The organism is Anaerostipes sp. MSJ-23, assembly GCF_018918155.1.
Classification (GTDB): Bacteria; Bacillota; Clostridia; order Lachnospirales; family Lachnospiraceae; genus Anaerostipes.
This window is the reverse complement of the sequence record NZ_JAHLPY010000002.1, coordinates 59,914-86,907: the sequence shown is the minus strand read 5'-3', so window position 1 is coordinate 86,907 and position 26,994 is coordinate 59,914. Positions and strand designations below refer to the sequence as shown.

The 26,994-nt window shown below is 33.7% G+C and carries 24 protein-coding genes; 4 read left to right on the top strand and 20 right to left on the bottom strand.

The genetic code is table 11. The features are described 5' to 3' along the window. Positions 1 to 9 precede the first annotated feature (9 nt). The 10 genes from KQI71_RS02330 to KQI71_RS12345 form a co-directional block, all read right to left on the bottom strand. Positions 10 to 753, bottom strand: a complete 744-nt coding sequence (locus KQI71_RS02330) for an amino acid ABC transporter ATP-binding protein (RefSeq protein ID WP_216433710.1) — start codon at positions 751 to 753, stop codon at positions 10 to 12. 16 nt (positions 754 to 769) lie between these two features. After that, the gene (locus KQI71_RS02325; RefSeq protein WP_216433708.1) at positions 770 to 1,447 is read right to left on the bottom strand and encodes an amino acid ABC transporter permease; all 678 of its coding nucleotides are present in this window, start codon (positions 1,445 to 1,447) and stop codon (positions 770 to 772) included. Then, a complete protein-coding gene (locus KQI71_RS02320; RefSeq protein WP_216433706.1) occupies positions 1,428 to 2,087 on the bottom strand; it encodes an amino acid ABC transporter permease in 660 nt (219 codons plus the stop codon). Before KQI71_RS02320 ends, KQI71_RS02325 begins: the two co-directional genes overlap by 20 nt. A gap of 72 nt (positions 2,088 to 2,159) precedes the next feature. Then, complete coding sequence (locus KQI71_RS02315; RefSeq protein WP_216433704.1) at positions 2,160 to 4,796, bottom strand: translation factor GTPase family protein; 2,637 nt, start codon at positions 4,794 to 4,796, stop codon at positions 2,160 to 2,162. Between the two features lie 8 nt (positions 4,797 to 4,804). Beyond that, the gene (locus KQI71_RS02310) at positions 4,805 to 5,908 is read right to left on the bottom strand and encodes an iron-containing alcohol dehydrogenase family protein (RefSeq protein ID WP_216433702.1); all 1,104 of its coding nucleotides are present in this window, start codon (positions 5,906 to 5,908) and stop codon (positions 4,805 to 4,807) included. A 102-nt stretch (positions 5,909 to 6,010) separates the two neighbouring features. Beyond that, on the bottom strand, positions 6,011 to 6,658 hold the full coding sequence (locus tag KQI71_RS02305) for a Crp/Fnr family transcriptional regulator (RefSeq protein WP_216433700.1): 648 nt from the start codon (positions 6,656 to 6,658) through the stop codon (positions 6,011 to 6,013). A gap of 444 nt (positions 6,659 to 7,102) precedes the next feature. Next, positions 7,103 to 9,166: a hypothetical protein gene (locus KQI71_RS02300; RefSeq protein WP_216433697.1), complete on the bottom strand. Its 2,064-nt coding sequence runs from the start codon at positions 9,164 to 9,166 to the stop codon at positions 7,103 to 7,105. Beyond that, positions 9,159 to 9,890, bottom strand: a complete 732-nt coding sequence (locus KQI71_RS12355) for an MMPL family transporter (RefSeq protein WP_330655217.1) — start codon at positions 9,888 to 9,890, stop codon at positions 9,159 to 9,161. Before KQI71_RS12355 ends, KQI71_RS02300 begins: the two co-directional genes overlap by 8 nt. Continuing rightward, the gene (locus KQI71_RS12350) at positions 9,833 to 10,639 is read right to left on the bottom strand and encodes an MMPL family transporter (RefSeq protein WP_253287897.1); all 807 of its coding nucleotides are present in this window, start codon (positions 10,637 to 10,639) and stop codon (positions 9,833 to 9,835) included. Before KQI71_RS12350 ends, KQI71_RS12355 begins: the two co-directional genes overlap by 58 nt. Before the next feature lie 18 nt (positions 10,640 to 10,657). Continuing rightward, complete coding sequence (locus tag KQI71_RS12345; RefSeq protein ID WP_253287896.1) at positions 10,658 to 11,326, bottom strand: hypothetical protein; 669 nt, start codon at positions 11,324 to 11,326, stop codon at positions 10,658 to 10,660. 61 nt (positions 11,327 to 11,387) lie between these two features. On the opposite strand from KQI71_RS12345, the gene KQI71_RS02290 reads away from it, so the two are divergent. The 4 genes from KQI71_RS02290 to KQI71_RS02275 all read left to right on the top strand — a co-directional run bounded on the left by KQI71_RS02290 (position 11,388) and on the right by KQI71_RS02275 (position 14,667). Continuing rightward, on the top strand, positions 11,388 to 11,957 hold the full coding sequence (locus KQI71_RS02290; protein WP_216433695.1) for a TetR/AcrR family transcriptional regulator: 570 nt from the start codon (positions 11,388 to 11,390) through the stop codon (positions 11,955 to 11,957). A 498-nt stretch (positions 11,958 to 12,455) separates the two neighbouring features. Continuing rightward, a complete protein-coding gene (locus KQI71_RS02285; RefSeq protein WP_216433693.1) occupies positions 12,456 to 13,049 on the top strand; it encodes a YhcB family protein in 594 nt (197 codons plus the stop codon). Continuing rightward, positions 13,049 to 13,963 (top strand): sensor histidine kinase, encoded by a 915-nt coding sequence (locus KQI71_RS02280; protein WP_216433692.1) that lies wholly within the window; start codon positions 13,049 to 13,051, stop codon positions 13,961 to 13,963. The genes KQI71_RS02285 and KQI71_RS02280 overlap by 1 nt, the downstream gene beginning before the upstream one ends. Further along, positions 13,960 to 14,667, top strand: coding sequence for a LytR/AlgR family response regulator transcription factor (locus KQI71_RS02275; RefSeq protein WP_216433690.1), 708 nt, complete (start codon positions 13,960 to 13,962; stop codon positions 14,665 to 14,667). Before KQI71_RS02280 ends, KQI71_RS02275 begins: the two co-directional genes overlap by 4 nt. Before the next feature lie 138 nt (positions 14,668 to 14,805). On the opposite strand, the gene KQI71_RS02270 is transcribed toward KQI71_RS02275, so the two are convergent. From KQI71_RS02270 to KQI71_RS02225, 10 genes are all read right to left on the bottom strand, one after another. After that, positions 14,806 to 15,771, bottom strand: a complete 966-nt coding sequence (locus tag KQI71_RS02270) for a leucine-rich repeat domain-containing protein (RefSeq protein WP_216433688.1) — start codon at positions 15,769 to 15,771, stop codon at positions 14,806 to 14,808. A 771-nt stretch (positions 15,772 to 16,542) separates the two neighbouring features. Further along, on the bottom strand, positions 16,543 to 17,694 hold the full coding sequence (locus KQI71_RS02265; protein ID WP_216433686.1) for a hypothetical protein: 1,152 nt from the start codon (positions 17,692 to 17,694) through the stop codon (positions 16,543 to 16,545). Between the two features lie 58 nt (positions 17,695 to 17,752). Beyond that, entirely contained in the window at positions 17,753 to 18,940 is a 1,188-nt protein-coding gene (locus tag KQI71_RS02260; protein ID WP_216433684.1) for a hypothetical protein, read from the bottom strand. A 33-nt stretch (positions 18,941 to 18,973) separates the two neighbouring features. Then, entirely contained in the window at positions 18,974 to 19,699 is a 726-nt protein-coding gene (locus tag KQI71_RS02255; protein ID WP_216433682.1) for a hypothetical protein, read from the bottom strand. Positions 19,700 to 19,864: 165 nt separating this feature from the next. Continuing rightward, complete coding sequence (locus KQI71_RS02250) at positions 19,865 to 20,479, bottom strand: hypothetical protein (protein ID WP_216433680.1); 615 nt, start codon at positions 20,477 to 20,479, stop codon at positions 19,865 to 19,867. Between the two features lie 61 nt (positions 20,480 to 20,540). Beyond that, positions 20,541 to 22,289, bottom strand: coding sequence for a fibronectin type III domain-containing protein (locus KQI71_RS02245; RefSeq protein ID WP_216433679.1), 1,749 nt, complete (start codon positions 22,287 to 22,289; stop codon positions 20,541 to 20,543). Between the two features lie 36 nt (positions 22,290 to 22,325). Further along, positions 22,326 to 23,606: a DUF5050 domain-containing protein gene (locus KQI71_RS02240; protein WP_216433677.1), complete on the bottom strand. Its 1,281-nt coding sequence runs from the start codon at positions 23,604 to 23,606 to the stop codon at positions 22,326 to 22,328. Positions 23,607 to 23,639: 33 nt separating this feature from the next. Continuing rightward, positions 23,640 to 24,689: a hypothetical protein gene (locus KQI71_RS02235; RefSeq protein WP_216433675.1), complete on the bottom strand. Its 1,050-nt coding sequence runs from the start codon at positions 24,687 to 24,689 to the stop codon at positions 23,640 to 23,642. A 21-nt stretch (positions 24,690 to 24,710) separates the two neighbouring features. Beyond that, entirely contained in the window at positions 24,711 to 25,898 is a 1,188-nt protein-coding gene (locus tag KQI71_RS02230) for a zinc-ribbon domain-containing protein (RefSeq protein WP_216433673.1), read from the bottom strand. Between the two features lie 12 nt (positions 25,899 to 25,910). Then, on the bottom strand, positions 25,911 to 26,525 hold the full coding sequence (locus KQI71_RS02225; protein ID WP_216433671.1) for a YARHG domain-containing protein: 615 nt from the start codon (positions 26,523 to 26,525) through the stop codon (positions 25,911 to 25,913). Between the last annotated feature and the right edge of the window lie 469 nt (positions 26,526 to 26,994).

The window sequence follows — 26,994 nt, the reverse complement described above, 5'->3', positions numbered from 1 at the left end:
TGATTACTTTTACGCTACAAATTCGAAAACGTTCAAAAACTGTTTTGCACGGTCGGTTTTTGGATTTTCAAAAAATTCTTCCGGAGTTCCTTCCTCCACAATTTTTCCCTGATCCATAAAAATAATTCTGTCTGCGACTGCTTTTGCAAATTGCATTTCATGAGTGACAATGACCATTGTACTTCCATTTTGGGCCATTTCAAGCATAACATCTAAAACCTCTCGCACCATTTCAGGATCTAGTGATGCTGTCACCTCATCAAAAAGCATAACCTCTGGATGCATACACAGTGCACGCACAATCGCAACACGCTGTTTCTGTCCTCCAGAAAGTTGTCTTGGAAAGGCATCCTTCTTTTCAAGCAAGCCAACTCTCTTTAGCAGTTTTTCCGCTTCCTTTGTTACTTCCTCCTTTGCTCTATGCTGAGCTTTCATTGGAGCAAGAATAATATTCTTTAAAATATTCATATGAGGGAATAAATCATAGCTCTGAAATACCATGCCAATTTTCTGGCGAATCTGATGGATATTCTTTGCATTCTGAGAAATTTGTTCTCCATTCAGTTTTACCTCTCCTCCCTGAATATTTTCAAGACCATTGAGACATCGAAGCAGTGTACTTTTTCCACATCCCGATGGTCCAAGTACCACAACAACTTCTCCTTTTTTTACAGAAAATGAAATATCATCTAATACTTTATGATCTCCATATGCTTTTTCTATATGATTAATTTCAAGAACTGGTTTTTCCATGATCTCTCTCCTTCTTTTATTCTTTCCATACTTTCTCCAAATGTCCTGCAATCAATGAAATTGGATAACAGATAATGAAATACATAAAAAAGATCACTCCGTAAATCCATAATGCAGCGCTTGGAGATGTCAGTCTTGCAGATTCAATAATCTGCTGCCCTGTTTTTACAACCTCTACAACACCAATCAATACGATTAAAGATGTTGTTTTAATCATTCTTGTTACCAAATTCATGGCCTGAGGAATGAGACGCTTAACTGCTTGTGGAATCAGAATATAATAATAAATCTGGCCTTTGGTAAGACCAAGAGCCTTTCCGCTTTCCGTCTGATGCACAGAAATGGACTGAAGAGCTCCACGAACAAGGTCTCCCATTTCTGCTGTTCCCCAGAGAACAAATACAATCACAGATGCCGTCTCTCCGCCAAGATCCCATCCAAGATGCTTAGCACTTCCAAAATATACAAGAAACAATAATACAAGTTGCGGCATAATTCTAATAAATTCAAGGTATAATCTTGTAATAAAACGTATCAAAGGATTCTTTACCATCATAACAATTCCTAAAAGAACCCCAAACGCCAAGGATAATAAAACAGAAATTACTGAAATGCTAATCGTAACACCAAGTCCTTGAAGTAATCTGACCAAATTATCTCCCTGGAGTAAAATTTTAATTCCCAAATCCTGCATAACGAAGTCTCCTCTCTAAAAATGTTAATATAATAGAAACTGGAAGCAGGATGATCAAATAAGATACAACCAACATAAATAGTGCTTCATCTGTTTTATAATATAATCCAATCAAATCCTTTGCTACATGCATCAAATCCATTAACGCTACCACACTAAAAACAGATGTCTCTTTAATCAGGAAAATAGCATTTGCTCCGATCCCTGGTACTGCCACTGCAGCCGCCTGCGGAAATATAATATAGAAAAAGACTTGCCTTCTCGTAAGTCCAAGGCTCAATCCACTTTCCATTTGAATCCGGTCCACGGCTTCAATTCCACTTCGGAATGCCTCAGCCATATAACTTCCACCAAGAAAGATCAGACCAGCAATCGCACATGTTTCTGACTGCAAAACAATTCCTATCTTTGGCAGACCAAAGTATAAAAAGAATAATTGGATCAGTAATGGCGTATTTCTAGATAGTTCAATATATATTCCTGCAATTTGTGATAGTACTGGTACTTTATAATAGCGAATCATTCCACATATTAATCCAAGAATCAAAGATCCAAGAATACCAATCCAGGCAATTCTTACAGTTAGAAGAGCTGCCTCCTTATACAAATCGCTGTATTGGACAATAAAATTCCAATCCATGATTTCACCTCTCATTTTCTTATTTCATATTAATTCGATATGGAAATAGTATATATTCATTATATTTTCTTGTCAAGTATCTTTGGTACATTTCAAAATTTTATTTTTTACTTCTTCCGAAAGTTCATCTATCAAATAATTTTTATGATGCTCTTTTTTCAAAAGATACTCCTCTTTTAATTTTTTCGATTCTTCTTCTATTTCTTTCTGAAACTCTCTTGCTGACAAAAGCCTACATCCCTGACCACGAATAATGATCTGTTCCAAACCGTCCGATGTTGCTACTGTCACATCATACTTTCTTCCATGCTCGTGTGCGAATTTTTCAATATACTGATCAGCAGTTTCTGCCTCTTTTGTATACACAACGTGAATATTATGATAATCCATCACTTCTGTCTCATGTCCCTTCACGCGATAAGCATCAAATACAACAATCAATTCACACTTTTTAATTCCCTGATAGTTGCATAAAACATCCATAAGTTTTCCTCTGGCTGCATCCATATTTGCATCTGAAAGTTCCTTTAGATCCTCCCAGGCGTAAATGATATTGTATCCATCTACCAGAAGATATTTTTTTGAAGGATCTCTTTTAATAGAAGGAACCGCTGACGATTTATAATCCTCTATGATTTGACTTTTTTTCTTTTTCTTCCATTTATTTTTGCGGCTCTGGTTTGCATAATAAGTTTGATTTAAGATTTGATCAACTTCTTCAGCATCAATCCACTGTTCTTCCTCATAAACAGACGAATGAATAACTTCCTCTTCATCCTGTAATCTTTCTTTTTCAAGAACAGATTCTATATGCATATAATCCTTCACCTGATCCCATGGAACCAAAAATCCTGCGCCATGAGAACAGAAGACGGAATCACACGGATTTTCTGTATCTCTATCTGGATCATATCCCTTTTCTTCAATAATTTCTTGCGCATTATGACATGGTTCATATCCTCCAAATGAAATAGAAAATCTTCCGGCTCCTTTCGTATAAGCAATCACTTCCATCTGATAATCCTGCACGCAGGATGCCGGTACTTTCCCGGTGAAAAGACATAGATTTCCTTCCGTCTGTGGTGGCTCAAAAGTCCCATGCATCTTTTCAAGATCCGTCATAGCTCTTCCGATACAGTTTTGGGGCACTTCTAACCGAAATTCATAATACGGTTCCAAAAGAATTGACTGTGCCTGCCGAAGTCCTTGTCGGACTGCACGATAGGTAGCTTGTCGGAAATCTCCACCTTCCGTATGTTTTTGATGTGCACGCCCAGATACCAATGTAATCTTTATATCTGTAATGGAAGAGCCTGTCAAAACACCTTTATGTTCCCGTTCCAAAAGGTGTGTCATAACAAGTCTCTGCCAGTTTTTATCTAAAACATCTTCACTACATGCCGTCTCAAACCTCATTCCACTGCCACATTCTAGAGGTTCCAAAATCAAATGAACTTCTGCATAATGTCTAAGAGGCTCAAAATGACCAACCCCTTCAACCTTATCTTGGATTGTTTCACGATAAACAATATTTCCAGTACCAAATTCTACTGAAACGCCAAAACGCTCCTGTATAATATTTTTTAAGATTTCAATCTGAACCTTTCCCATCAGTTGTACTTGAATTTCCTGAAGTTCTTCTTTCCATATAATATGCAGCTGTGGTTCTTCCTCTTCCAGTTCATAAAGTTTTGGAAGCAAAACGGTAGGACTACATTCCTCTGGCAATATCATCTGATAAGTAAGCACTGGCTCAAGAAACGGTTCTATTCCATCTTGTTCCATTCCAAGTCCCTGGCCTGGCCTCGTTTTAGACAAACCCGTTACAGCACAGACTGTACCTGCTGGTGCTTCTTTCACTGTTTCATATTTGTCACCAGAGTAAATTCGAATCTGATTAACTTTTTCATCATCTGATAAACGATCTTTCACAGAAAAATTTCCACCGGTTACTTTTAAGTGTGTCAAACGATTCCCTTGCTCATCCCTTGTAATCTTAAAAACTCTTGCTCCAAAGTCATCTAAGTATTTTGGAACTTGTGTAAATTCTTCCAAGCCCTTAAGAAATTCATCAATTCCCTGAATCTTTAATGCTGAGCCGAAGAAGCAAGGAAAAATTTTTCGAGCCGAAATCATATTCAAAAGATCCTGCGTTTTTATCATCTCATGTTCAATGAAAAAATCCAAAAGATCCTCATCTTCCATTGCCACTGCTTCATAAAAATCTTTCTGATCAAAAGTTGCAAAATCAATGCAACCACTAGAAAGATTACTTTGTAGTTCTTCCATCAGTTTGCCTTTATCTGTCCCTTGCTGATCCATTTTATTAATAAACAAAAAGACCGGCACATGATACTGATTTAACAAACGCCATAATGTTCTTGTATGCCCTTGCACGCCATCCGCTCCGCTGATTACAAGAATGGCATAATCAAGTACCTGCAGAGTTCTTTCCATCTCTGCAGAAAAGTCTACATGCCCTGGAGTATCCAAAAGTGTTATTTCTTTATCCCCAAGCGAAAATACCGCCTGTCTGGAAAAAATCGTAATTCCACGTGCTCTCTCCTGAGCATCTGTATCAAGGTGCGCATTTCCATTATCCACACGTCCCATTTCCCGAATCATCCCGGTTTTGTATAAAATGCCTTCGGACAATGTTGTTTTTCCAGCATCCACATGAGCGAGCACACCAATTGTCAATTTTTTCATAAATTATCTCATTTCTTTTGTTTCAGTGCACGTCCATACGCATTAGTATCTTTCATACACTGAATAAAACTTTCCTTTGTTACATTCGCACCTTTTGGACGGAATTCCCACTCGGTCGTTGTCATTGCTTTTTCTGCCATTGCATCAAATTCCTCTTCTTTAATTTCAATATCATCAAAGCAAACTGGAAGTCCCATACTCTGATTAAAAGCTGCAATACGATCTCTTTCTGGCAATGCATTTTCAAATGTCAGAAGACATAATACTCCAAGTGATACAACCTCTCCATGCAGATGCTTTTCTCCACCTTCTGTTACCGTTGATCCATAATATACACAATGTGCAAGACTAGAGTTATAATAATAATCCGGTGCGGAACTTACCATATTTGAAACAAGTCCTGTACTGATAATGATATCCAACGCTACTTGTTCCAAATCATAAGAAACCTTTTTCTGTTTTAAATCCTCTAATGCTTTCTGCCCATATTCTACCAGTGGTGTTGTACAAATTCGACTGATTTGAACTCCCATCATCGGAGTATGTGATAGTTCATCTTCTTTCGATGCAAAAATTGCTTCACATTCTTTGCTCAATGCATCACCAATACCAGCCCATAAAAGATCTTGCGGTGAATCCGCAATGATAGAAGATTCAATAAAAGTATGATTTGCATTTTTCGGATAGTAATATTCTCTAAAAGATCCATCTGGATTGTAAATAACCGAGATTGCTGTAACTGCTGCACAGTTAGAAGCAACTGTTGGAAAACAAAATAATGGCTTATCCAGCTCATTCGCAAGATATTTACATGTGTCGCAAGCTCTTCCCCCACCGACAGCAAAAATCATATCTGCTTTTTTAACGACATCCTGTTCCATTAAGGCATTTCCATTTTCATAAGTGGAATCTCCACCATACCATAAAAAATCAAGAATTTCTACCTGAGAATCTTTAATTCCATCAAGAAGCTTCTCTTTTGCCTTTGACATTGCTGTCTTTCCACCAATAACAACCGCTGTTTTCCCAAAAAAACGTGTAACATATGGAATCCGTCTATAACACCCTGCACCTATTGTATAACTTGGTAAATTTATACTATAATCGCTCATCTTTTCTATCCCTTTCTAATATTTAATATATTATGAATATTATATTGCGGCACAAAGTATAAAACAAGCTTTTTTCACGGTACAACACTCGCAATGTAGGATTTATTCCAGCAATCGAAACCAATTTTTACGAAATTCAAGAATGCCTTCTTTTTTCATTTTCCCAAGTTCTGATGACAATGCACTCCGGTCTACCGACAAATATTCTGCCAGCTGTTGCCGATTGTACGGAATCGTAAATTCTCTAGAGCCTGTAATCATCGCTTGAGAAGACAAATATGACAAAACCTTATCTCTTAAAGTTCTTTGTGACATATGTTCTACTTTTCTTGTCATCGCAAGAGTCCGTCTAGAAATAGAAGAAAGCAAGTTGCGTATCATCCGTGAATGAAATTCGCATCCGTTTGAACAGACGGTTAATATCTTCTGAATATCCAAAAACAAAATATCTGTATCTGTTTTTGCAATTACATTTACCTCTAACCATTGGACTCCCGCACAGGCATAAACTTCACCAAATAAATCTCCAGGGCCGGCTTCTCCAAGAATCATCCTATTTCCCCAGAAATCTTCTTTCATCATATGAACAGTTCCACAAAGCACCATTCCAATCTGCTGTGCCCTATCTCCACTGTGAAAAATAAATTCTTTCTTTTTATAATGCCGTCTTTTGGCAGAAAGACAGTGCATCATAGAATTTAAATCTTGCTCTTCTACTCCATCAAATAATGATGACTTCGGGATTTTCATTTTCACACCTCCATTTTTTTATCATACCGTAAATTTCTAAGAGAAAAAAGAGAAAACAAATAAGTTCCAATTTTTACAATCTTTCTTTTTCCTTCCTTTTTATAATAATTCATAAATTATGACAAAGGCGTTCTGATTTTTTTCAGAACGCCTTTTGCTTTTTTAAAACAGATTTTTTAATTTATCAAGTATTATTTCTTTTTTCTTCGTTTCCTTCTTTTTCGTTTCTTTTTTCTTTTCGATTCCTTTTGTTTTCATCACAAATTGAACCGCACTTATTTTCTTATTTTTAGATGAAACAAATGACTTTACTTTATAATCTTTTCCAGATAATTTTGATATTTCCTGATCGATTCCATCCAGAATCTGCTCATCAATATTTCCCGTTTGATTGGAGAATGTTTTTGTTCCTTCATAAAGTTTTCCTGTTCCATCTGTAAGTTTCTATGCCCCTTCATTTAAAGAGGATGTTTTAGAAGCCAATGTCTGACTTCCATTTTTTAAAGAAGAAGCTCCATAAACTAGCTGTTTTGTTCCATCTGTAAGGTTTGATGATTTTTTTGATAACTGACTTGTTCCAGAAGAAAGCTGAGCAATCGCATTTTGAAGCTGATTCATCTGTCCAGGAATCGAATTCGTTGATGTCTTTAAAGTACCAATTCCTTGATCAAGTGCTGATATTCCATTTTTTACACTTTTCTCTTGGTTTCCACAAATCGATGTTTCTAATTTAGAAAGACCGCTCATCATTGTATCAACACCATCCGTCAATCCACCTTTTCCTGTCATCTGTTTTTGTAAGATCTCAAGATACGCCCTCATACTGCTATTTCCTTCATATAAACCAAACTTCAGCTGACTAGTTCCGCTTCCAAGTTTCGTAAGAATTGTCGATAGTCCTGGATTCGATCCATTTCCATCTAAAATTGCATGGAAAATTGCTGCATTCGTTTTCATACTCCCATATAGACTTTGAAGTTCTGCTGTCTTTTCTGCTCTAGAAGATTCTGTTACCTCTTTTGTCTTTGTTACAGTATCCGTTTTTGTCATATAAATATCATTTGTTACATTAATAACCGTATTCCCATTTTCATCCGTAGATGTTTCTCTTTTTGTTTCTGTATGGTCCTTTGTATAAGTTCCTTCTTCTTTTTGAGTATCTTTTGTTGTCTGACCATCTTTTACCGTCCGACTTCCCCCAGCTGCGGACTTTTGATTGCTTATAATTTTTCCAAGTGTCTGTGTCTGCTGATCATATGCTGAAGACACACTATTTAATTTTTCACTGTACATTTTTGCTGCAGAAATCCCAGTTTCCAAATTTTCTACACCATTCTTTAACTGTCCCCCATCGGAAAGTGCTGCTTTCATTGGAGCAAGCCCTTGAGAATCCATCTTCTGAATTCCTTCTTTCATCCTAGAAAGACCACTTTTCATTTGAAAAAATCCCTGTTCTACTTGTTTCCATGCCGATGGATTCGAAAGATTGCTGCTTCCACTTTTTAGCTGATTAACTGCACTTGTTATCTGTCCCATCAATACTGGAAAATTTTGTGTTTTTTGTTCCAACTGTTTTGCACCAGAAGCTACTTGATCCACACCATTTGTATAAGAAGCAACTCCTGGATTCAACTGACTAAGCCCTGCAAATAATGTATCCGCTCCTTTATAAACAGCATCAACACCTTGGCCATAAGCCAATAATCCAGATTTCATCGCTTTGGAGCCCTCATTCACCTGATTCGCTCCTTCTTTTAAAGAAGAAACTCCACTTTTTAGTTTCTTTGTTTTATCTGTCAATTTCCCAGTATCAAGCTGACTGCTATCAATATCAAAAGACATTGGCACACCACTAATGGAAATCGGATCCATTTCAAAATCTTTTACCTCTGTCTCAATCACAAGATTTTTCTCCTGACCTGCCATAATATTATACATAACCTTCTTGTCATCACCAGAATTAGCCTCTGTTGCACCTTTTGTCTTAATATTTTTACAATGCTTTGTATTCAATGTCACAGAGATCTGCAGTAGAAAATTTTTAAAAAAATCCTGATCTGCATGCTCATTTTTTCGAATATTCAAATGAATTTTTAATCTTCCACTTTTTCCAGCCAAATCATCTGGAGAAATTTCCTCTCCATTAAGTTCATAAGTCAAATCAATGGTCCATGGAATACTTGCCGAATCCAGATTTCCTTGATAATAAAATTTTCCTTTCTTTGCATCGACCGTAATTTTATCTCCATTTTCTTTCAAAGAACGATCTGAAGACAAATTTTTTACAGAAGAATAGTCTCCGTAATCTGTGATCTTTTGATCTTTTTTTAAGTCATAGGAATTTACAACATAAATGCCATCCACAGAACCATCATTTTGCAAATTCACATATACATTTTCTTCTTTCTTTGTATCATCTGCTGCAAATACAGGCATCACAGAACCTGTGACCATAATGACAGATAATGCTGCTGCAATCACTGGACGATATATTTTTTTATTATTCATGTAAAGTTCCTCCTTTATAAAAGTCAGCATGAAGCGTTAACTTTTCAATTGCTTTATCAAATATCATTAAAAGTCCCGGCAATACAAAAATCACAAGAATAAATGAAATGATTGCTCCACGTCCAATCAAAATTCCAAGCTGACTCAATACACCATTGGTTGATACACTTCCAAGTACAATTCCAGAAACGGTAAGAATTGACGCAGAAGTAAGAATCGACATTGTACAACTTTGAATCGTCCGAAAAGCTACTCTTTTTTTACCCATGGACTTTCGATAGTCACGATAACGATCGGTAAATAAAATACCATAATCGATCGTCGCTCCGAGCTGAACCGATGAGATAATCAAATACCCAATATAATAAAGATTACTTCCAGCAAAATAAGGCACTGTTAGATTTATCCAAATAGAAGCTTCAATCACAAGCGTTAAAATCACCGGAAGCAAAATCGACCGAAAGTTTACAAGTAAAATGACAAAGACAAATGCAATCGATAAGATATTGACTCTTGTCATATCCTGTGTAATCTTATTTTTAAGATCCTGTGTACTAGCAAGATTTCCTGCCATCAAAGATTCTTTTCCATAATATTTCTTTCCAGTTTTCTCAATTGTTTCAACCAGACGATCCCATCCAGCATTTCCTTCTTCTTTATCAACTGTTATAACATAACGGCTGTAATGCTCAGAATAAAGCTTTGATACCTGTTCTTGCGGCACAAAATCCTTTTTGGAATTGATTCTCCTACCGAATTTATATAAGAAACAATCGATGTCACACCATCAATTTTTTTCAACTGTCGATTTAATGCAATCTCTTTTTCCATATTCCCTTTGGGAACCATCAAAACGATCTGACTCGATACCCCATACTCTTTCTCAATTTCATTCATATCTCTTCCGAGTTGGGTTGCATTTGTTTGATAAACTTTACTTCCACCATAGAAAAAGTTGTTCTTCTGCTGTCCAAAATAAGATGGAATTATAAGAATAACAAACAACACGATCATAACTGGTTTCCAGTTCAAAACAATTTTAGATAATAAACGAAAACTCGGCAAAAAAGACTTATGTTCTGTCTTATCAATCAACGGATAAAAGATCATAGTCAATGCAGGCAACAAACATAAAACTGCAAACAAACTAAGAATAATTGCCTTTACCATGACCCATCCCATATCCGGTCCAATCTTAAATCTCATAAGAATGAGTGCTGCAAATCCTGTCACTGTTGTAAGTCCACTAGAAAGAACACTTCCCACAGACTGCTTAACCGCATGCACCATTGCATCCTGCACTTCTTGCCCCTGTTCACGATTTTCTGCAAACCGATGCAAAAGAAAAATTCCATAATCCATCGATACTGCCAGCTGAAGAATACTTCCGGCTGCATTCGTAACAAAAGAAATTGTACCAAACATTAAATTCGTACCACGATTGATCAAAATTGCAATTCCGATTGTTACCATAAAAAGAACCGGTTCAAATCACGAATTTGTTGCTAAAAGAAGAATTAAAAACACAATTGGCACAACAATCATAATAATCTTCTGAATTTCTTTTGCTGTTGTCACCGGAGTCAAAGCATTTGTAACAGCCTCTCCTTTCATATAATTGCTATCTCCAATAACCTTCCGAATATTAGAGATAACTTGATAACCATTTGTTTCATCAATTGTAATCTGATACAATGCATTTTTATTTTTATACCAATCATTCACTGTATCATGATCCATCATCTGTAATGGTTGATAAATATCCGTTGCATCATCTAGCCAATTTACTTCCTGCACTCCATCTACTTTTTCAAGCTTTTCTTTATACTCGAGTGCTTTTGGAATGGACACATCCTTGATCATCACTCTCACATTTGGAACTGCTTGATCATATTCTTCATTCATAACATCAAGTGCTTTTGTAGATGCCGCATCATCCGGAAGATAATCCGAAAATTTATAATCCACGCCGACCATCGTCGATAATACTGCACAGATCAAGGCTGCAACAATAAAAATACATACAATTGTTTTCTTATGTTTCACAACAAATTTTGTATAATGATCCACATTCACTCCTCCTATATTTTTAATTAACAGCTGTTGCTTAATTAACTGTTTTGAATTACAATAGCCTTGAAAAACAATTACAATAATCAATTAATACCTTGCTGTTAATTAAACAACACTTTCACCACTATCTGTTAAAAAAGGAGTTATCATGGAACAAAAAAAGACCGATCGCAGAGTTCTGCGCACAAGAAAAATGCTTTTAGAAGGATTTATGAAATTGCTGCAAACTAAGGATATCAAAGATATCTCTGTAAAAGAACTAGCAGACTATGCCGATATCAATCGCTGTACCTTTTACCTCCACTATAAAGATGTCTATGATATGCTTGAAAAAATCGAAGCTGAAATTGTAGAAGAGTTTAATGCCATTTTAAACTCCTGTATCAATACAACTCCTGACCCAGATCCCTACCCATTTATGTTAGAATTCTTCACTTACATGAATGAACATCAAATGATGATCTCAGCTCTTCTCGGACGCCATGGAGATTTCAACTTTAAAAATTATATGAAAAATATTGTTCAAGAACGCATGCATTTTATATGGAAAGAAAACGCATACCGAACCGACTATTTCCAATATTATTCAAATTTTATTATCTCCGGATGTCTTGGAATGGTAGAAACTTGGGTACAAAACGGATTTGTCGAACCACCACAACAGGTTGCAAAACTAGCTGCTGAAATGGTCCAAAAAGGCATCCAAATTTTTTCATAAAGTACCTTATAAGTTTTTTCACACAATGTATTCGCCTTATCTTGACTTATACTTGTTATCCTATTATATTCCATATAAAATATTTTAAAGTTCATAAATGACTGTTTATATGTAATATTTAATTTTTAAAAAATGTATACAAGTTGTATAATGTAATTTGTTGGGATATGTCATTTTTTAGAGGGGAAGAAAAGAGGTCCGCAGATGTTGAAAAGTTTTGTATATTATTTATACTTATTATCATATATTGTCATACCTTTAATCAGTTATTTCTATATATCTCCAAGAAAAGGACTGCAGCTGAAACATGTCGTTTTAACATGTTTCAGTTATGCTGTCCTTTTATCATGGACATTATTTATTTCAAAAGAAACTTTAGTTTCCTTATTTAGTTTTTTACTCTTTATTCCACTAATTTTAAATACATACTTTTTTGTTGAGGGTAGTAAATTATTTCGATTTTCCATATTTGTAACCTTTTATGTATTAGAAGTTTTTATGGAAGCAGTTTCCTCTACCTGTGCAGCAATTGTTAGCCTTGCCTTTCCTAAATGGCATATCAGTAGTATTTTCAGTGGACTGGCTGGAAATGAACTTTCTTTTTTTATTGTTTCCTGCTTTAATATTTTTTGGAAAATTATATTACTTATTTATATTAAGAAGTTTTCAAAGAAGTATCTTCATCTGATCACAGATCAAGTTTTACTTTTTCTCTGTCTTCCGATTGTTTTTGTAAATATTACTGGAAATATTTTGTTAAGTATAGGTGCGAAATCTTTCCAATACTTATTCATTGAATTTATAATTGCCGCCATCCTTTCTTTTTTTGCTATGCGCACCTTTTCTCATGGGCTAAAAAAGTTGGAATTACAAGAACAACAATATATGGAACAACATAATCAAATCGTACTCTTACAAAAGGAAGTTGCACATATTCATGATATGAATTCTGAATATGAACAACTATATCGTTGGAATCATGACATTGCAAATCATCTGATGGCGCTATCCATCTTATCTCAGCGCGGAGAATATAAAAAAGCTTTGGATTACATCAGACAGCTCAAATCTACAAAAGGAGGAACTTTATAATGCACTCGACAATCTCAAAATCTCAAAAATTTTTGATATTTATCTGTATTTTTAGTTTCCCATTGATGGGATTGGTACTGTCTTTCGCAAAACTTTTTCCAAAATTTGCAGCAAATTTTTCTCATTCTTCCATGCAGATTTACACTTCAAGTCTCGTTGCTGTTTTCTTTTCCATCAGCATGGGATGTTTTGCACACATTATTATTACTACATGGAAATGTGCACATGATTCGTATGCTCTATATATGGAAGAAACAACACAAAATACCATCATCCAACAACAAACAGATCTAGAACAATTGCAAGAACGGATTTCAAAACATCAAAACTATATTGATCAAAAATTGGAAGAAGCTTATCAATATGGCCAAAATGGAGACTACGAAAAGATGGCACAACTAATTTCTTCTCTTTCTTCTCGCATAAAAGAAAAACGGCCAGAAACTTTTTGTAAAAATCCTTTGCTAAATACTATCTTGCAGGCAAAGAAAACAGCGGCGGAGAAAGAACACGTTGCATGTCATTTTCATATTTTGCTTCCAAATAATTTTGACCAGGCTTTTCCTGATATTACCATCACAAGCCTTTTTTCTAATCTTCTTGATAATGCTCTAGAAGCCTGCCGGAATTTAGATTCCGCTAATTCTTCCCGAATTCTAGAATTAAAAACAGATTTTCGTGGAAATACTTTTATGATTCATATGAAAAACAGTAAAAATCCGCAGAATATTTTTACTAAAAAAACAACAAAAAAAGAACAGAAAATATTACATGGACATGGACTATCAATTATTGAAAATATTGCAGACAAATACAACGGCACCTGTAACTGGGAAGATCATGGAGACTTTTTTACTTCCACTTTAATGCTCCAAATGCCAGCCAGTCAGACCGGAGAGGAGAAAACGCTATGATAAAAATAACAATTTGTGAAGACGATCAAATCTACCTTCAGGAACTCAAAAAATTTCTGACAGAATGCTGTCCGGATGCAGAAATTATAGAATGTGTGACACCAAAGGAGCGCCAGCAACTATACCAACCAGATTCTCTGTCATCTGATATTATCCTAATGGACATTGAACTACCTGAAATGTCTGGTATTTACATAGCAAAAAAAATTCTTCAGATTCATCCGAAAACCCAAATTATTTATATTACTCAATATGCCCAATACTGCAGTGATGTGTATGAGACAGAACATACTTATTTTATTCATAAGCCAACGATTCACCGCTATCTCCCTCTTGCTATCCAAAAGGCAATGGAGAATATTAACAACCAAAAGACAAAATATTTAACAATCTCGTGGAATCGAAAAGAACATAGCATCTTACTTGATGATATTATCTACATGGAACGAACACTACGAACAACCAACATTCATGTTCAATCAAGTACAGAAGTATACCATACATCCGAACGATTACCCGATTTAATTAAACGACTGGATTCTAATTTCATCTGCTGCCACAGAAGTTATCTTGTAAATCTTGACAAAGTCATTGATTTTAAAAATAACTGTATTACATTGACAGGAGATAATTTTGCACCAGTCAGCCAAAAATATCTTCCAGAAGTAAAGCAAAGATTTTTGAAATTATTTATGGCCAACTAATAAAAAGAAAGTGGAGTTGTCACATAACAATATCTTTCAATTAAGTTATTGTTTAAAGCTTCAACTCCACTTTTTTCTTTCACTTTATTGCCCATAATACTTTCGGGCATAAGATAAGCAATCCCATTTGTATCTGTTTTATTTTGTTATTACTACATTGTCATCACAGGTAATTTCTTCTAATTTGAAATTTTTACTTACATCTAGTTTATTCAACTGATTTCCTTCACAATTTAATAATTCTAATTCCAAATTTTTACTAATATTCAACTCTGTTAATTGATTGTTTATACAAAACAAATCTCTCAATTTTGAATTTTTACTTACATCAATTTGGGTTAAATGATTATCCGAACATTCCAAACTTGTTAATTCTAAATTATGGCTTATATTCAAATCTTCTAATTGATTATTCCCACAATCTAATTTTCTTAACTTTAAATTCTTTTTTACATTCAGATTTGCTAATTGATTATAATTACAAGCTAATTCTTGCAGTTTTGAATTTTTATTTATATTTAATTCAGTTAAATCATTATCCGAGCAATCTAGGATTTTTAATTTGGAATTTTTACTTACGTCCAAAGCTTTCAAATGACTCCCATAACAATATAACGTCTCCAATTGTGTATTTTTGCTCAAATCTAATTGTACAGATGTATTATAACAATTTAATTTTTTCAACTTTTTATTTCCTGATATATTAAGTTCTTTCAAATTATAGTTATCATTCACCGACAGTTCTTCTAATTTTTTATTTTTTGTTACATCCAAACTTTCAAGGCAGTTATCAGAAAGATCAAGAGATGCCAAATTTGAAAAATATTCTATTCCTTTGATCGATTGTACATTATTTGGATCTCCCAAGTACAAATCCATTTTTTTTACTGACTGAAGTTCTTTCTTTGATAAAATTCCATTTTTATTTTTATCATAATAATAACTGACATTTTCCCTAAAAACCGCGTTTGGGAAATTTTTTTTGTTGATTTTTACATCACCTTTTGCTGCATAAACAGTGGACTTAATGGCTATTATACAAAATAGCATCATTCCTGCAATACAAAATATCTTTGAAAGGATATGTACTGTTTTTTTTCTCATCATATATTCTCCTCGTGTAATATCTTTAGATACATAATTATATCTTAATAATTTAATATTTTTATTCAATAGCTTTAATTAATTCCATGATATAATTGTCATAGTGTCAATCAAGTAATAGTTCTTTGTTGGCCTGTTGAACCAGTAATGGTTGCTTTATAATAATTCTGTTCCCTGACATGGAAGTTTACACTGGCACGTTACTATGCTGTTGTTCAGAACTTCTCAAAAGAAAGGCAAAGAGTTTGATAAAACTATCAAAACTCAGATGGAACTCTTACCAAACGTATTGACATTCATTCCGGGAATAGGTTCCGTATATTAACAGCCGGAATTATGGCCGAAATCGTTGATATCAATCATTTTGATAAAATGAAGTTAATCATAATTCAAGTGATTTTCCACTCTAAGACATATTCTAAATATCAAATTTCCTTTCTGATCTGTAGTAAGAACTCTCTTACTGGATGCACCATGTATTTCTTCCATTTTTTATACTTTGCTTTTGCAACATTCTCTAAATCTTGTATTTTTTTTACTCTCCTTCAGAATAACGATAGTATTTTAATGCAAGATCCTCGTGTGTATTTTCCCAATAATTATCAGTACTCAGAATTTCCATTTGTTTATCCGATCGATTTGTATCTACAATAAAAACAGCACCTCTCTCTCCTAAATCCGATAGCACTATTTTGTTATTAATAGATAACAAAACATCCCCTTTACGGCTTTTAAATTTACTTTTTTTATTTTCTAATCTATATTTATATATTATTTCTGCGTCCAGGCTTTTCCCTCCATTAAATCCATATAAAAGTAGCGGTATTCCTCTTTATATGTTGCTTGTAAACAAGCATGAAATTTTGTAAATTCTTCCGCACAATTAATTTTTTCCTTCTTATGACTTTCGACATCCTCATAGTTCTCATCTCTCTTTATTTTTAACCAAATAGCCTCATCTTCTTTTAAACTCAGATCCTCTTCTTGATTTTCGTCATAAGTTCTCCAATTTTTTCCATCTTTACTGTATTCTACAATAGAAATATCCATATAATTTAAGGTATCATCTTTTTTTTCAAAATTCACATAACCTCTAGGATTTAAAATCATTTTTTCATTTCCTCTTTGTCCCGTTAATAAAATAATAGCTTCATCCTCTGCACAAGTCTCATTCATAACAAACTTTGCCTTATAAGTACCATTTTCATTGACAGTCCGAACAGAAACAGGTTTCGTATAAGAACTATAATACTTCTTTTTCTCAACTGTTTTGTATGATCTTGCTTTATAATGATAGGTTATTCCTTCTTCCACATGATCATCGGTGTATATCGTAACCCCTAACTCTTCTTGTTTATTTGATTTTACATTTGTTAAAAAATGAAATGTTTTTTCTCCCTCTTTTTTTCGATAAATCTCATATCCATCAGGTATGAATCCTACATAATCATAAGTCAATGGCAATGTAACCGATTGCGCATCAGCAAAAACTGGATTATCTGAAAAAGAATCATCATCGCTGCTTAAATTACATGTAATCCCTGTATAACCTGTATCTTTATCACAATATTTTTGTTTCGAACCTTTATAACCTTTTATCATATAATGATATATTTTCCCTTTTTTTACTTTTCGGTCTAAATAGCTCGTCTTTTTTCTACTAAGCACTGCAATGCATCTATATGTTTCTCCTTCATCATATTCTTCACTTGGATTATCATGCTTACCTTTACATACTGATCGATATAATTTATACTTTGTAACATTTCCTGCCTCCCATGACAAAGAAAGTTTTGTCATAGATTTTGTTTCTACAGAAAAATTGAGCATTTTCATCTCTGCATAGGTTTCTTTTCTTTTACCACAAAAAATCGCCCCTAAAATGAACATAACACAGACAATATAGACTATCTTTTTTTTCATAAACCTCCTCCATTTATCCTTACATGCACTTTAAATTTACTTATTTTCTATTGCTTCATCAAAATTCTGATTCGTTTTCCGTCCAGGCCTTTCCATCTATTAAGTCCATATAAAAATAATGGTCTTCTTCATTGTTGTAGATTACTTGTGAATGCGCATAAAATTCTGTAAATTCATCGACACAATTGATCTTTTCCTTCCCACTACTCTTTATTTTTAACCAAATGGCCTCTTCTTCTTTTAAGCTCAAATCCTCTTTTTGGTTTATATCATAACTTTTCCAATTCTTTCCGTCTTTGCTGTATTTTATAATATCAGTATCAATTTCACCTGATGTACCATCCTTCTTTTTAAAGCTTATTTGATTCCAGGAATTTAAAATCATTTTTTCATTTCCTTTTTGGCCCATTAATAAAATGACTGCTTCATCTTCTGCACAAGTTTCATCTTGAACGAATTTTACCTGATAGGTACCTTCTTCATTGACAGTATAAACAGAAATCTCATCTGTATATGGACTATAATATTGTTTATTTTCAAATGTTTTATATGACCTTGCCCTATAATAATAGGTTGTTCCTTCTTCCACATGATGATCGGTATATAGCACACAACATGCATCTTTGAATTTTTCTGCATTTCTATCAAGTTTTATATTCGTTAAAAAATGAAATTTTTCTTTTCCTCCCTTTTTTCGATAAATCTTATATCCATCGGGTATAATTCCAACATCACTATCATAACCATTGTCATATCTTAATATTAATGTCGCTGATTCTGCATTAGCGAAAGCAGGAAATATTGGAAGTTCTTCACCATCACCACCAAAACTACACAACAATCCTAAATAAATTGTGACCTCATCATCATATTTTTGTTTTCCATTTTTATATCCTTTAATTTCATAATGATACGTTTTTCCTTTTTCTGCCTTCTGGTCCAAATATTCTGTTTTCTTTTTACTGAGCGTTGCAATTAATTGATATTCCTCTTTTATACCCTGATCTGTATTGTTTTCTTCATCTTCTTCCTCATGATAATGATGATTACCATTGCATACTGCTCGATATATTTTATATTTTGTAACATTCCCAGCTTTCCATGATAGAGAAACAGTTGTCATAGATTTTGCATCTGCCACAAAATTAAGATATTTCATCTCGGCATAAGTTTCTTTTCTTGTACCACAAAAAATTACCCCTAAAGCAAACATGATACTAACAACATGTATAACTACTCTTTTCATAAATCTCCTCCGTCTTATTTAATAGATAAAGAGTTAATATCGAACCTTCTTGGAAACACTTCTACCATTTTCTATCATAACGCAATAGGTTGCATAATGTTTGTATACCTGTACACCAACCATTTCTTTTTTATTTGTAACTGTTTTTAAAACTTTTTTTCTGCTTCCATCAAGATTACAACGAATAACTTTAAATTTTTTATAATTACTGCTCATAGAATCATAATATACTTTCCCACTAATTAACTTAACGGTATATCCATTACCAAGTTTCTTTACTTTTTTTGTTTTTAAGTTGTAAAGTCCTAACCCCATTGATGAAACATCCGTTGCATAACTAGTATATCCAATAGCATACTGATTTTTATGATTTATTACACCCATCCCATATTGATCTAATTCAAAATGATCTCCACCTATTTTATAACTAAAAGTCATTGTTGTTCCGCCTTGTGGGTAATAAGTAAAATACAATTTATGATTATAAGTAAAAACATACTCTGTATATCCACCGCTTTTTTCCTTATCATAGTCATTGATTTGCATCTGTGCTACAAGAATATTATCTGATCCCTTTTCTTCATATAACTTCACTTCCCCAGTATCATTATCTGTAAGATAATATTTTCGTCTCCCCGACTGAAATGTTTGACCATATTCTTCTGCTTTCACCGGTACCGTTGGAATTGTTATTGTAAATACTACTACAAATAAAAAGAATATCACTAAAATGTTTTTCATAGATATTTTTTTCTTCATAATATACTTCCTTTCTTTACTAAATTTCCTATTTTCTTTTTTCCAGTATATCATTTTTCATTCCATCATAATAAAATAGCGCACAAACAGTTGTTAATATGTCATAAGAAATTTAACAAAAAAAAGAATCTCCATGTTATAAGCACGAGATTCTTTTCTATCTTTTTATTTTCCAAATGTTTGATCTAATACACTCTTTGTATTTTCTTTTGTTTTATAACTTTTATATTGATTAAAATATTTATTATAATATTTCAAATATTCTTTTTTTGATACTTTTTTACTTTTTTTATCACTTGTCCCAATATAATATAAATCTTTTTGTTCATGAGTTTCTCTTAAATGATATTTACTTACCAGATGTTTTTTTGAAATTCCATACAAATTTGCCCAGGCACCACCAACACCGTTGATCCATCCGCTTGCATATAAACATTTATATTTTGATACATAATCAATTTCCGGATGCTCTTGGCTAGTACCTCTTGTAATATACTCTCCAACTTTTATTACTTTGTTGTTGCTGGCTGTGTAAACACAAAAATTTGTCACACCTCCACCAGATTCTGTTGTAATTAGCTCAGGAACCCCACTTTTATCAACATTTAATACATAAAACCATCGGTTAGCCTTTGGCTTCTTTGCCAGGAAATTCTTATACAATTTTTTATAAGAAGTTTTTTTTGCTGCACTCGCCGTTTGAAGATTCACTCCACAAACACATACCATCAAAATCAGACTAAATATCATGGCTAATGATTTTTTCATCCTACTTTTCATTTGTAGCTCCTTTCATAACTAGCCTCAACTTTATACTACTTCTCTTTCAGTATATCACTTTTTATCTTTTTGTTGTCACTTTTTTCACCTTAGACCACGATGAAAAATACGTCTGATCTTCATTTGTTTTATATGTTCTTACTCTTACATAATATGTTTTCTTACGCTCCAAGTCTGAAATTTTTAATGATGTCTGTCTGTACCCTAAAACCGTTTTTGTTATACTATCATAAAAATTTCTATTTGCTGCGTATTGAATTTCATATCCACTTATCTGCCTTGTCTGCCTTCCCCATGATGCCGTAAATGCTCCGGAATACGCTCTTACTCTGCTGATAGAAGTACCCTTTGGATTGATTGTAAACGTCTTTGTTATTTCACCACTATAATTTCCTTTTCCTTTCACTGTAACTTCCGCTGTCCCTACATATTTATTATTGGAATAGGAAACCGTATAGTCTTTTCGGTTCCTTAATTTTTTTGATCCATCTTTTACTGTGACCGATGGCTTGATTGTTTTTCCTGTATAAGTATAGGATGCTCTTGAAAGGTATACATCAAAAGATTGTTCTTCCACATCATTTGATGTATTATTAGAAGAACCATTAGATGCATCACTGGATGCTAAAGACAAATGAAGTTTATAATTTCCTGTCCCATCTCTTTTTGATGCAACAAAATAATAAGTTCCTGATTCAAGATAAATATCTTTTTTCAGTACACATTGTCCAACATCTTTTTCGTCCCATCCATAATCACTCCATATTTCCTGACCCGATGTATCATAAATTGTGTAACAAAGGCTCTGCATTTGTGCAATTGTCTGAACATTGATCTTTTGTGAGGATGATAATGTAAATTGATAAAAATCTTTTTCATCATTTTCAGCAATTTGCCCCTTATATTCCTGCCCAAAATCAATCTTGCTGGCATGTTCCATATCATTATTCTGACTATCTTTTGTTTCTTCAAAACTTTCTTCTGCACTTTTAAAATTTAAGGTAAAAGAATAAATTCCTGTATCATCATCGTTTCTTTTACTTACTGCAAAATAATATGTTCCTTTTACAAGATCCAGCTCTTTTTTTGTGGAACTTCCACCAAGTACATCATCTCCCCATGTAGAATCACCCCATATTTCCTGACCAGAGCTATCATAAATTGTATAATTACTTGTCTTCATTTTAGACAGAGCTGATAAGCTAATTCGACCTGATGATGGCAATGTAAAGCAATAAAAATCTTTATCATCGTTTCTCGCAATTTGCCCACGATATTCCTGCCCAATTGAAATATTATGCGCACAATTTATTTCATTATCTATTCCATTTTCAGCTTCTTCAAAACTTTCATTTGCACTATCAAATCCAATTTTTAGAGAAAAATTTCTTGCTCCATCATCATAATACGATTCCTTTTCTATCGTTAAATAATATGTTCCCTTTGTCAGATCAAAAGTTTCCTTTACTGTACTGGAACCTGGCATATCATAAATAAAGGTACTTTTACTCCATAGCTCTTCTCCAGAATGATCGTATAACTTATAATACACTTCTTTATTTTTTGAAATGGATTCCAAATTAATCCTTCCTGATGATGGCAATTTGATCTTATAAGATCTCGCTGCTGCCGAATCTGACAGCGTTCCTGTATAAGTCTGGTCAAACGAAAGATCTTGTGCTGTTGACATAAAATCCTGTGATACTCTCTTACAATCAATCTTTGATATAGCAGGTGCTGCCGAAACTGGAATGTTCATGCTGACTGCTAATAAAAAAGTCATCACAATTGCTACAATCTTTTTTTTCATACCATTTCCTCCCAATCTTATAGATTCTTAAAAATATCAATATTTATAAATTGTTTTTGTTTCTCCTGTAGAGAGATTTTTCTTCATCATTGCACTACGATCCCAGTTATATTCATAACGCCATCCCATGCCACCTTCTGAACTTTTTGTACCATGATCTACAAGAAAATATACATCATTTCCTATTTTTTCTACATATTTTACATTGATCTCTTCATCACCATCCAATTTTCCGCAAAGTCCGCTTCCTATACTTTGATAATCATCTTTTGTAATTACCTTTTGTTGTTTTCCATCATCTCCAAATAAATAAACATTTCCATCGAGACAAGCATAGGTATCCATAGGATCAATAGAAAAATCTACCTCATCTGTCGTCTTGCTTTCTACACTTCCATCTGATTTGACCTGAAATGTTGCCTGTGCGTCTCCTGACTCACCTGCAACCGTTGTTTTATCACTTCCACTCTGTTTTACTTTTAATATTTTTCCCCCATCATACAACAAACCTCCTCCGCCATAGGTTCCTACAGAAAAGTAAATATCATCATTTCGAAAAACCATAAAACAAACCCTTGGAGCTCCAGTAGCAACTTCTAATTCTCCATCCAAATTACAAAGATCTTTCTGATCACTTCCATCCGGCTTCATTTTGCAAAGATTTACATTTTGTTTACTATCCGTGCCCGTCTGATAATATATAAGACCATCATGCGAAGTCAAATATGTCGTATCACTCCCTGTTAGTTGTTTAACTTCTTTATTTTTTACATTAATACTTTTCATACTACTATTTTCATTGCCACTACAAATGATCCAATCTCCAATTTTCGCCTTCAGTCGTCCCTCAAACAATTCATACGCCTGTTTGTCTCCAGATTTATAACGGCATACCATCATTTTGGTACGATCTGCCTGGTCATTTCCTATTGGCTTTTCATAAAAAATCATATTCCCAGATATGATAAACTTTTTTGCTCCATCTGTTTTTAGAATTGTTTTTTCTTTTCCTGAAGATGCAACTTGTACCAATTCATTAATCTGTCCCGCAACCGGCTGATAACCGGCAATCACAGCAGAATCTTCATAACTTCCCTTATGATATCTCCAGTAATAAGTATTCCCATCTGAGTCTTGATAAACATCCGATGCTTTTTCTGTTCCAGATGATTGATTCGATGTTTCTTTACTCTGATATGTACTTTTTTTAGTTTCTTTTGTTTGTTTAAAAACACCCATTTGATTGGTGACAAAAAAGGAAGCACCAATAACAATAACACAGAGCAACAGATATTTTACTACTGACAAAATTTTCATTCATAATTCCCCCTTCTACTATCTGCTATTTTGCTAGAAAATAGAACCTCCTGCAGAAGAAATTGCAGATAGTAAAGCCTGTCCGAAAAGCATCATAACAATCAAGACAATAATACCTATCATCACAAGCATTCCATAGACAACTCCTGTTTTTGATTTTGCCGGATAATGCATAATTGAAGACATAAAATAAATCTGTCCAAGAGCAACTCCAAGAACATATCCAATTGCAGCAAAGAAAAAAAGTCCCATAATCAGTGAAAGAACTGCAACTAAAAGTCCAATAGAAACTCCAAGGCTTTTCATTCCTATAATCTGACAGCTTTGCAACCAATTCATATCCGCTTTTCCCATGCAACGCATAATTGCAAAAATAATAACTGTAAAAATCAATGAAATCAAAGCTGTAATAAAAAATCCCTGGAAAAAGAACATTCCAGCAGATGGTATCCTTAACTGGTCACTAACTGCACTTGTTAAAGAATGTCCAAAAATAGAAGAACTTGCAGAATAAGCAGCAGAATAAATTCTATTGACCAAAAGGTAAAGAGCCAAACCACTTAACACAGACTCTATTCCCATCAAAATCAATCCAATTTTATTCTGTTCATCTGCTACTGATTGAAGAAATCCTTCCACCGGCTGTTTGATCAACACAAGTGCCTCTTTTAAAATATTTTTTCCATATTGAACATAGTCTTTTTGAGGCTGTTGCGGCTGTTCATATCCTTGCCCCTGCGTATACTGCTGTTGCTGCCCTGGTCCATATCCCTGCCCTTGCGTATACTGTTGTTGCTGCCCTGGTCCATATCCCTGCCCTTGCGTATACTGTTGTTGCTGCCCTGGTCCATACCCCTGCCCTTGCGTATACTGTTGTTGCTGCCCTGGTCCATACCCCTGCGTATGCTTCTGTTGCTTTGACACATAAGCTTCCTGCTTTTGCTCTCTAGAACTATCATTTTTTTGTTCATAAGATTCTGCCTGCTGTTTAACTGCCTCCATCTCCTTTTGAACTTTTTTCTGACAGTCACACGGTTGTCCATTTACTAATGGTTTCCCACATTTTGTACAAAAATTTGCCATGCTTTTTCTCCTCTCGTTTTTTTAATATGACTTGGCACCATAAATCACCCATTTGCCATCTTTTTTTATCATATATGCAGTTCCTCTAATTTCCATCGTCTGATTTTCAGTATCTCCTGACCAGGATTCTGTTTGATAAGATCTACTTCCTTCCACACGAATCGCTATTCCATCTGTAATATCTAAATCATCAGAAGAATCAGAATCTTCTTTTTCACATTTTGTCAACTGCACTTCCCCTAAATTCTTTGTATCACTTCCTGATGCACTAGCATATCCGCAAAGATCACCTCCATAAGCTTGTGCAGCATCAACCGAAATAAAATAAGACGCTAAAGAAGATTTTTCACTATCTTTAATAGCCACCTCACTAATTGCTGGCATATATCCCCTCAATGCAGATGCTGCATCCATTGCTGCTTGATTAGAATATTTCATTTGATCTAATAAATTGCTAGTTTTTGTATTGATCGTATATTCATTTTTTTCAAACAATCCATCTGCACCGGAAAAAGTTACTTTATGTACCCCTTTAAATACTTCTGCACTTATTGTATCGTCTGTATCCTGATTAGTTTTCTTTACTTCAACGCCGTCAATTTTTGCTGTAATTCCAGAAAAATTTGGAATTTTTATTTCATCTGTCATCATGTCTGAATCAAGTACTTCTACAATCTCATATCGATCAAAAAATAAAAATGATTTTTTTGTCGACTTTGCAATATGTAAATATATAACATCTGATCCCTTTGTTATCTGACAAACATATTGTCCATCTATAACATTCAATCCTACCGCTGTAGATAACATCTGTACATTTGATTGATTCATTGTTTTTTTAAAACATTCCTTATTAATAAACGTACCTTCATTAAATTTATACGTATTATAAATCTTAGACCATCTATGAGCGTTATAATCTTTCACAAATTGATTTGCAACCGCTTGAGGACTTGCATTTCGTTTTCCAAAATAATAGAAAGCTCCCAAAAATGCTACTAAAATAACAATCTGCACCGTAATTATCCTTCTAGCCTTAGAACTAAATTTACTCTCTCTCGTATCCTTTCTTATCGATTGCACATTTGATTGTGTATTTACATTTTCAAATTTCTCTTTGTTTTCTTGTTCCGGTTCTATTCTTGCACCACATTTATCACAGAAGAGATCTCCATTTTTTACTTCATTTCCACAGTTTGGACAAAACATCTCCATCTCCTCCTATCTCACACCACGTTGTTCTAATACTTTTGCCATTGTATTTACATTTTTCTTTTCATATGCATTTAATGAAATAGAATCTTGATCATTAACCCTAGCGCTATACCATTTCTTTTTTTCAAAACGTTCTTTATTTTTCTTCTTTGTAAATTTTAATCCATGACGTGCGTACACCTCATTAATTGCATACTGAATTTCTTCCGTTGACATTTTATTAAGATCAGATTCATCAATATAAGAGCTATCTGCATACGGGAATAAATATCCATCCGTCGCATCCATAATCGATTGGTTGCTCTTCTCTTTTTCTGTTGTAGTTGATGACTTTGTTATCGTTTCCTCTGTCGTTGTTGTAGAAGAAGCTGTTGTAGTTGTTGCTTCCTCTGTCGTTGTTATTGCCGTTGTTGTACTTTGTGAACTTGCCTGTGTGTTATTAGATGAAGTACCTTCTGACGAATTATCACTATCCTGAACTTCTTCATGTACTGAATTCACTTTTTGATTGTTATCAGATGAAAGTACCATTTCCGTAACAAAGCAATAAACAAACACAACAGCTACAACAATAATAGCGATTGACAGTGCAGCTATAACTTGTTTTTCGATCAGCTTCATATTTCTATTCTCCCTTTTCTTTTGTCTTTTTTTCTTCTTAATTATAACAGTTTTGTTTTTTATTTTTATTAAGCCTACATAAACACCCATGAATATGTAATAAAAAATTTTATATAAAAATCTTCTTTAGATTTTTTCAAAAAAAGACTTAAAAGATACATGATAAAATAAATCATTTTGTTTTATCAATGTTAAAATAAATAATATAATTTAAATTTAGATGATTAAAACAAGAGAGGATATTTAATGAAAAAATATTAAAAAAAATACTTATTTTTATAATAATCATTAGTGGAATTGCAACTATAAAAATCCAAACAAGATCTGTCAGTGCTTTTCAAGCAACCAAACAAAGGCCCATCAAAGATTGTATTTATCAAATCGCATCAAAAATTGATAACGGCTACTGTTTAGATGTTTTGCAGAACTTAGTGTGAATGATATCGATATTGTTTTATGAACAAGAAAT